Consider the following 2042-nt stretch of genomic DNA (forward strand, 5'->3'; position numbering starts at 1 on the left):
TTGGGGCTGTAAAAAACATTCACTTCCATGTAGAAGTAACAGACGAAGAATTGATGTTATTCGGGGGAGGTGCTTAATACCATGCATCTAGTTTTGAAGGTTATACCAAAGAAATGGCTCATCACTTTAGCGCTACTTGTGATGGGTCTTTTTTCTTTTCTTTTACTTGGAGTCGTTAGTATTTTCATTGCGGCAATGGGGAGCGATAGCGGAACGGACACGGGTGACATTACGTATACAGGTGAAGGGCAAGTGATGAATGTATCGCCCGAAGTTTTGAAATGGGAACCTACGATTCGGAAGCATGCGAAAGCCTTTGGCGTGGAACCATTTGTTGCTTTAATGCTTGCACAAATGATGCAAGAGAGTGGAGGACGTGGTAGTGATCCGATGCAGAGTTCCGAAGGCGCATTTAATACAAAATATTGTAAATCACCAAACTGTATTACAGATCCAGACTACAGTATTTGGGCTGGTGTACAGGAGTTTAAACATGCGATAGAAAGAGCCGGAGTAACGAGTCCTGGGGATATGGATCATATTAAAACAGCCCTTCAAGCCTACAATTTCGGGACAGGATTTTTTGATTTTGTTGGCGCAAATGGTGGCAAGTACACGAAAGAATTAGCAATCAAATTTTCACAACAACAGTATCAAAAAGTAAAACATACAGGAATGTATCATTGTCTTAGACCAGAAGCCGTACCGTATCAAGCGTGTTATGGCGATATATTGTACGTTGATGCAGTTTTAAAATATTATCAGCCGGGTTCTGTTGTTTCTGGTGGAGGAGGAAATCCAGGAAGTGGCGGAAGTAGCGGTTCAAAAGTTGCCGATGTAGGTCGCCAATGGATAGGGCGTTCTACCTATGTATTTGGTGGAGGACGTAACACAAATGACATCGCAAGAGGGATATTTGATTGTAGTAGTTTTGTACGCTGGGCATTCGAACAAGTAGGAATGTATACCAGTCCGATTGGCGCTGTAAGTACGGAAACATTAAATAAAATTGGTACAAAAGTATCAGCAAATGATATGAAACCAGGTGATGTTATTTTCTTTGATACCTACAAACATGACGGACACGTTGGCATTGTAATTGATAAAAATACTTTCATTGGATGCCAAACGAATAAAGGTGTTTCTATTGAAGATTTAAATAATCCGTATTGGAAAAAAGTCTTTTCTGGTCATGTAAGAAGGTTCTAAAAACCGAAAGAATAGGAGACTAAAAGAATGAAAGATAAACGAAAATCTTTGTTTATTGTGTTTGTCATTTTGGTTGTAGGTGTAACAGCTTTTAATATCTATTTGAGCAAAAAATCAATGAGTGATGGCAAAGAAAAACAGTTAAAACTTTCAAATGAATTACTAACAAAGCAAAATGAAGACTTAAAAAAACGATTGGATAAGGTGCTTCCTTCCGCACAAGAACAACAGAGAAGGGCGTATTTATTGACAGCCGAAACGTTTATTCAATTATCATTTCATCGAGAAAAAGAAGGCTACAGTGAGCGAAAAGAAAAGGCAAAATCCATTATGAGTGAAGAACTATTACAACAATTTTATCCAACTGATAAATACGAATTAGGAGATACGTATAAAACGAAACCAATAGAAATGAAGTTTTATTTACAAGAAAATGAACCCGATAAAGAGGAGGTAAATGTGTTAGCTGAATTTATAAATGTTACGACAGATGCAACGCAAAACCGAGAAGAAAAAGTAAACAATGTGTTACGAATCATCATGAAAAAAGAAAATGAAACATGGCGAGTTACAAGTGTGGAAGAGTTAAATATGAAAGTTTTATAACGAAAAAGGTGGGGTGAGAGTGTGATAGGAGCGATTGGTAAGAAGAGTGAAAGAATCAATCTAAGAAAAAATAAGTCGTGGATCTACTTAACAATTATCAGCTTTCTATTTTTGGGTTTTTTCGCTTTCTTGACATCAAAAATTTACATGCCAAACGATGAAAAACTATTCCATACAGAGACAAATAAAGTAATTAAGTTGTCGGGTATGGGGAAATTGATTGTAGA

General features: G+C 37.1%; 2 protein-coding genes and 1 pseudogene. All 3 read left to right on the top strand.

The window, feature by feature from the left end; all coding sequences use genetic code 11:
- Window positions 1-81 precede the first annotated feature (81 nt).
- Window positions 82-1209, top strand: a complete 1128-nt coding sequence (locus BM089_RS30335; RefSeq protein ID WP_071714078.1) for a bifunctional lytic transglycosylase/C40 family peptidase — start codon at window positions 82-84, stop codon at window positions 1207-1209.
- Window positions 1210-1236: 27 nt separating this feature from the next.
- Window positions 1237-1815 carry a MerR family transcriptional regulator gene (locus BM089_RS30340; RefSeq protein ID WP_090979207.1) on the top strand — a complete coding sequence of 193 codons (579 nt, stop codon included), beginning with the start codon at window positions 1237-1239 and terminating at the stop codon, window positions 1813-1815.
- Between the two features lie 21 nt (window positions 1816-1836).
- Window positions 1837-2042, top strand: a pseudogene (locus tag BM089_RS30345) (hypothetical protein); the annotation flags it as partial.

It is taken from the genome of Bacillus sp. 5mfcol3.1 (assembly GCF_900114335.1).
Classification (GTDB): Bacteria; Bacillota; Bacilli; order Bacillales; family Bacillaceae_G; genus Bacillus_A; species Bacillus_A thuringiensis_S.